General features: G+C 73.1%; 1 protein-coding gene. It reads left to right on the forward strand.

All coding sequences use genetic code 11. From position 1 onward, the window contains the following. Positions 1 to 47 precede the first annotated feature (47 nt). Positions 48 to 7,045: type I polyketide synthase (locus GTY84_RS24365; RefSeq protein ID WP_237532628.1), on the forward strand; the 6,998-nt coding region annotated here is incomplete at its 3' end.

The following is a 7,045-nucleotide window of genomic DNA, read 5'->3' on the forward strand; positions in this document are numbered from 1 at the left end:
TGTCGCTGGGGGATGCGGCGAAGCTGGTGGCTGCCCGGGGCAGGTTGATGGGTGCGCTGCCTGAGGGTGGCGGCATGGTGGCCGTCCAGGCGACGGAGGCCGAGGTTGTCGAGTCCCTGGAGGGCTTCGAGGGGCGTCTGTCCGTGGCTGCGGTGAACGGGCCGCTGGCCGTGGTGGTTTCGGGTGAGCTGGTCGCGCTGGACGAGTGGCTGCCGGTGTGGTCGGGTCGCAAGACGACGCGTCTGCGGGTGAGTCACGCGTTCCATTCGCCGTTGATGGAGCCGATGCTCGATGAGTTCCGCGCCGTTGCGGAGGGGCTGAGCTTCGAGTCGCCCCGGATTGCGGTGGTGTCGAACCTGACCGGCGGCCTGGTTTCCGAGGAGCTGACCGACCCCTCCTACTGGGTCAACCACGTGCGGGAAGCTGTCCGTTTCGCGGACGGTATAGCGACCCTGGCTGCCGAGGGTGTGTCCCGGTTCGTGGAGGTGGGTCCGGATGCCGTGCTGACGGNGATGGCCCGGCAGATCCTCGACGAGGACCAGGCGGTCTTCGTGCCCGTGCTGCGGGCGCGTACTCCGGAGGTGGAGGCGTTCGCCTCGTTCCTTGGTCAGGCGCACACGGCGGGTGTCCCGGTGGACTGGGCCGCGTTCTACGCCGGTACCGGTGTGCGGCGGATCGACCTGCCGACCTACGCCTTCCAGCGCGAGCGTTACTGGATCGCCCCGGGTTCGGGTTCGGGTGACCCGGCGGCGGCCGGGCTGGGGCGGATCGAGCACCCGGTGCTGGTGGCCGGGGTGCGGGTCGGGGACCGGGACGAGTGGCTGTTCACCGGCCGCATGTCCACCGACACCCACCCGTGGACCGCCGAGCACGTCCTCCTGGGCAACATCGTCGTACCGGGCACGTCGCACATCGAACTCGTCCTGACGGCGGGCCGGTTGGCCGGAGCGCCCGTGGTCGAGGAACTGGTGCTGGAGGCGCCGCTGATCCTGCGCGAGGACCAGCCGGTCCGGGTGCAGGTCACGGTGGGGGAGCCCGAGGAGGACGGCCGCCGCAGCGTGGCCGTCTACACCCGGCCCGAGGCCGAGGGGGAGGGCGCCGGCGAGGGCATCTGCCACGCCCGCGGCACCCTCGTCGCCGAGACGGCCCCGTCCGTGCCCTGGCCCGCCGAGTGGCCCCCGGCCGACGCCGAGGAGGTCGCGGTCGAGGACGCGTACGCCCGCCTCGCCGAGATCGGCTACGACTACGGCCCCGTCTTCCAGGGGCTGCGTGCCCTCTGGCGCGACGGCACGGATGTGTACGCCGAGGTGGAACTGCCCGACGACACGGGCGCCGCCGACTTCGGCATCCATCCGGCGCTCTTCGACGCGGCCCTCCAGAGCGGCGCCGCCGTCCTGCTCCTGGGCGACGGGAGCGGCGAGCGGAAGATGCCGTTCAGCTGGTCCGGCGCCCGCCTCGCGCAGCGGGGCACCACCCGGCTGAGGGTGCGCGCCGTCGCCACGGGTGACTCGGCGCTGCGTCTCGACGCCGTCGACGAATCCGGTGCCGAGGTCGTCTCGGTCGAGTCCATCGCCGTGCGTCCCGTCGGCGAGGAACAGCTCGCCGGGGCCCGGCGGGGGGGACAGGACTCCCTGTTCCGCGTGGAGTGGACCGAGGTCGCGGTGGAGCCCGCCGCCGGGCCGGTGGCCGTTGAGGTGCTGGACCGGGAGGACGGCCCCGACGGCCTGGGCGCGCTCGCCCTGGCCGTCGCCGGGGGCGCTCCCTGCCCGGATCTCGTCGTCGCCGTCGTCGACGGACACAACACCCCGGAGGAGCACGGGGACGCGACCGAGGACGGGGCGGCATTGGCGCACACCGTCGCCGCACGTGCCCTCGCCCTGGTTCAGCGCTGGCTCGCGGAACCCGCCCTCGGCCGGGCCCGGCTCGTCGTGGCCACCCGCGCGGCCGTCGCCGCCGGGGACGAGTCCCCCGACCTCTCCACCGCCCCCGTCTGGGGTCTGGTCCGCAGTGCCCAGTCCGAGCATCCCGGCCGCTTCGTCCTGGCCGACTTCGCGCCGGACCGGGATCTCGGCGCGGACGCGCCGGACTGGGCGGCTTTGGCCGCCGCCGAGGAGCCGCAGCTCGCCGTGCGCGACGGCCGGGTGCTGGCCCCGCGCCTGGCCCGTGTCACCGCCGCCGCGACCCCTCCGCCGGGCCTCGGCGACGGCACCGTGCTCGTCACGGGCGGCACCGGCGGGCTCGGCGCGCTGGTCGCCCGCCACCTCGTGCGGGCGCACGGCGTGTCCGACCTGCTGCTGCTCAGCCGCCGCGGCGCCGCCGCCGACGGGGCCGAGCAACTCGTGGCCGAACTCGGCACGGCCGGTGCGCGGGTTCGGGTGGAGGCGTGCGACGTCGCCGACCGCGAGCAGCTCGCTGCGGTGATCGCTTCGGTGGAGGGTCCGTTGACGGCGGTCGTGCACGCGGCCGGTGTGCTGGACGACGGTGTGATCGAGTCGTTGACCCCGGAGCAGTTGGAGCGGGTGATGCGGCCCAAGCTGGACGCGGCCCTGCACCTGCACGAGCTGACCGCGGACCGGGACCTGTCGGCGTTCGTCCTCTTCTCCTCCGTGGCCGCCCTGGTCGGCAGCTCCGGTCAGGCGAACTACGCCGCCGCGAACTCCTTCCTGGACGCCCTCGCCGCCTCGCGCCGCGCCGCCGGACTTCCGGCGACCTCCCTGGCCTGGGGACTCTGGGCCGACGCCACCGGAATGACCGGTGCGCTGGACGAGGCCGAACTCGCCCGGCTGGCACGCCAGGGCGTGGGCGCCCTCCCCGTCGATCTCGGTCTGGGGTTGTTCGACCGGGCGTTGGGTGTGGGTGAGGCGTTGGTGGCGCCGGTGTTGCTTGATGTGGGTGTGTTGCGGGTGCAGGCGCGGGCGGGGTTGTTGCCGGCGTTGTTCCGTGGGCTGGTGCGGGTGCCGGGTCGTGGTGCGGGTGTGGGTGGTTCGCTGGCGCGGCAGTTGGCCGGTGCGGGGGCGGGTGAGGCGGAGCGGATCGTTCTTGATCTGGTGCGTGGTCAGGTTGCTGCTGTGCTGGGTCATGCGTCGGGTGATGCGGTGGACGCGGAGCGTGCGTTTCGGGATCTGGGGTTCGATTCCCTGGGTGCGGTGGAGTTGCGCAACCGGTTGTCGCAGGTGAGTGGTNTGCGGTTGCCGTCGACGTTGGTGTTCGATCATCCGACGTCTGCTGCGGTGGCGCGGTTGTTGTTGTCGGAGGTGGGTGCGGCGGGTGCCGTGGCTGCTCCGGTGCGGGTGGGGCGGAGGCGTCCGAGGGCGGACGAGCCGTTGGCGATCGTGGGTATGGCGTGNCGTTATCCGGGTGGGGTGTCCTCGCCGGAGGAGTTGTGGCGGCTGGTCGCTGAGGGCCGGGACGGGATCTCTGGCCTGCCCACCGACCGCGGCTGGGACCTGGATCACCTCTACGACCCCGACCCCGAACAGCTCGGCACCGTGTACACCCGGGCCGGTGGCTTCCTCCGTGAGGCCACCGACTTCGACGCGGGCTTCTTCGGGATCAGCCCGCGCGAGGCGCTGGCCATGGACCCGCAGCAGCGCCTGCTGCTCGAAGCGTCCTGGGAGGCCCTGGAGGACGCGGGGATCGACCCGGCGGCCCTGCGCGGCACGGACACCGGTGTCTTCTGCGGCGTCGGCCCGTCCGACTACGCGGCGACCCCGCCCGGGGCCCTGCCCGAGGTCGAGGGCTTCCGCCTGACCGGCGGCACGACCAGCGTCGTGTCCGGCCGCGTCGCCTATACGCTGGGGCTGGAGGGTCCGGCGGTGTCCGTGGACACGGCCTGCTCCTCCTCGCTCGTCGCGATGCACCTGGCCTCGCAGGCCCTGCGCTCCGGCGAGTGCTCCATGGCCCTCGTCGGCGGCGTCACCGTCATGGCCGGTCCCACCCTCCTGATCGAGTTCAGCCGCCAGCGCGGTCTGGCCCCCGACGGCCGCTGCAAGTCCTACGCGGCGGGTGCCGACGGCACGGGCTTCTCGGACGGTCTCGGTCTGGTGGTGCTGGAGCGTCTGTCGGACGCGCGGCGCAACGGTCACCGTGTGCTCGGTGTGGTGCGGGGCAGTGCGGTCAATCAGGACGGTGCGAGCAATGGTCTGACGGCGCCGAACGGTCCGTCGCAGGAGCGGGTGATCCGGCAGGCGCTGGAGAACGCGGGTCTGGCACCGGCGGACGTGGACGCGGTCGAGGGCCATGGCACCGGTACGCGGTTGGGTGACCCGATCGAGGCGCAGGCCCTTCTCGCCACCTACGGCCAGGAGCGCACGCACGGCCCGCTGCGGCTGGGTTCGGTCAAGTCCAACATCGGTCACACCTCCGCCGCCGCCGGCGTCGCGGGTGTGATCAAGATGGTCATGGCGATGCGGCACGAGGTGCTGCCGCAGAGCCTCAACGTGGACGAGCCGTCCCCGTACATCGACTGGACCTCCGGCGAGGTGGAACTGCTGACCGAGGCACAGCCCTGGCTGCCCTCGGGCGAGCGTCCCCGCCGCGCGGGCGTCTCCTCCTTCGGCGTCAGCGGCACCAACGCGCATCTGATCCTTGAGGAGGCCCCTGCGGAAGAGGGGGCAGCCCCGGTCGCATCCGGGGAAGGAAACGCCCCCGCGCAGATGGCACGGCCGGTTCCGGTGGTGGTGTCGGCGAAGAGCCCGGAGGCGCTGGCGGGTCAGGCGGAGCGGTTGAGGTCGCTTCTGCTGGAGCGTCCGGAACTGACCGTTGCCGATGTGGCGTTCTCCGCGGTGGTGTCGCGGGCGCGGTTCGACCGCCGGGCGGCCGTGGTGGCGTCCGACCGCGATGAACTGATCGCCGGACTGACCGCCCTGGCCGGCGGAGAGGCCGATGCCGGATCGGTTGTCGGTGGGAAGACGGGTTTCCTGTTCACGGGGCAGGGTGCGCAGCGTGCGGGGATGGGTGCGGGGTTGTTTGCCGCGTATCCGGTGTTCGCGGCGGCGTTGGACGAGGTGTGCGGTCACCTTGATCCGTTGCTGGGCCGTTCGTTGAGGGAGTTGTTGTTCGCGGCGGATGGTTCGGCGGAGGCTGGGCTGTTGGACCGGACGGGGTTCACGCAGGCTGCGTTGTTCGCGGTNGAGGTGGCGTTGTTCCGTCTGCTGGAGTCGCTGGGTGTGACGCCGGATGTGGTGGTGGGTCATTCGGTGGGTGAGCTGGCGTGTGCTCATGTNGCNGGTGTGCTGTCGCTGGGNGATGCGGCGAAGCTGGTGGCTGCCCGNGGNNGGTTGATGGGTGCGCTGCCTGAGGGCGGNGGCATGGTNGCNGTCCANGCGACGGAGNCCGAGGTNNTNGNGTCNCTGGAGGGCTTCGNGGGNCGNNTGTCNGTNGCNGCGGTNAANGGGCCGCNNNCCGTGGTGGTTTCGGGTGAGCTGACGGCACTGGACGAGTGGCTGCCNGNNTGGNCGGAGCGCAAGACGACGCGTCTGCGGGTGAGTCACGCCTTCCACTCGCCGTTGATGGAGCCGATGCTCGACGAGTTCCGCGCCGTTGCGGAGGGGCTGAGCTTCGAGTCGCCCCGGATCGCTGTGGTGTCGAACCTGACCGGCGACCTGGTCTCCGAGGAGCTGACCGACCCCTCCTACTGGGTCAACCACGTGCGGGAAGCGGTCCGTTTTGCCGACGGCATCGCGACCCTGGCCGCCGAGGGTGTGTCCCGGTTCGTGGAGGTGGGTCCGGATGCCGTGCTGACGGCGATGGCCCGGCAGATCCTCGACGAGGACCAGGCGGTCTTCGTCCCGGCGCTGCGGGCGCGTATTCCGGAGGTGGAGGCGTTCGCCTCGTTCCTTGGTCAGGCGCACACGGCGGGTGTCCCGGTCGACTGGGCCGCGTTCTACGCCGGTACCGGTGTCCGGCGCGTCGACCTGCCGACCTACGCCTTCCAGCGCGAGCGCTACTGGATCGCTCCCGGGGCGGGTTCGGGTGACCCGGCGGCGGCCGGGCTGGGCCGGATCGAGCACCCGGTGCTCGGCGCGGCGGTCGCGGTCGGCGACCGGGACGAGTGGGTGTTCACCGGGCGGCTGTCCCAGGACACCGCGCCCTGGGTCAAGGACCACGTGGTGCACGGTTCCGTGGTCGTGCCCGGCACCGCGCTCGTCGAGCTGGTCGGTGCCGCCGGGCGGCAGGCCGGCAGCCCGGTCGTGGAGGAGCTGGTGCTCGAGGCGCCGCTGGTGCTCGACGCGGCCGGCGCGGTCCACGTCCAGGTCAGGCTCGGGGAGCCGGACGAGGACGGCCGACGAGAGGCCGCCCTGTACTCCCGCCCCGAGACCGCCGACGAGGACCGGGCACGGCAGGCGACCTGCCACGCCCGGGGCACGCTGACCGCGGCGGAGGCCGCTGTCGCGGAGTGGCCGGAGCAGTGGCCCCCGGCCGGTGCCGAGCCGTTCGCCCTGGACGCGCTCTACGGCCGCTTCGCCGGCCTGGGGCTCGACTACGGGCCGGTCTTCCGGGGAGTGCGCGCCGCCTGGCGCGACGAGGAGAGCGTGTACACCGAGGTGGCGTTGCCCGAGGGGCACACCGGAGCGGGACACGAGTTCCTGGTCCACCCGGCCCTCTTCGACGCCGCGCTGCACGGCGGGCTCGACGAGCTGGCCGCCGACGGCGAGCCCGCCGCCCAGTTGCCGTTCGCCTGGTCGGGCGTGCGGTTCGGGCGGAGCGGGGTCTCCCGCGTGCGGGTGCGGCTCACCCCGGCCGGGGCGTCCGCGCTGCGGATCGACCTTGTGACCGAGGACGGCGCCCCGGTGGCGAGTGTGGCGAAGCTGGCCTTCCGGCCCGTGGACGCCGCGCAGCTCCAGGGGGCCAAGGAGAACGCGAACCCGCTGTACCGGATCGACTGGTCCCCGGTGGGTGTCACGTCCGGGGCCGACGTCACGGGTGTCCCGGCGGCCGTGGCGGTCCTGGGTGACTGCCCGGTGCCGGGTGAGCGTTTCGCGGATCTGGCGGCGCTGGAGCGGGCGGTGGCGGAGGGCGCGACCGCGCCCGGGACGGTGGCCGT

This window comes from Streptomyces sp. SID8352 (assembly GCF_009862265.1).
Classification (GTDB): domain Bacteria; phylum Actinomycetota; class Actinomycetes; order Streptomycetales; family Streptomycetaceae; genus Streptomyces.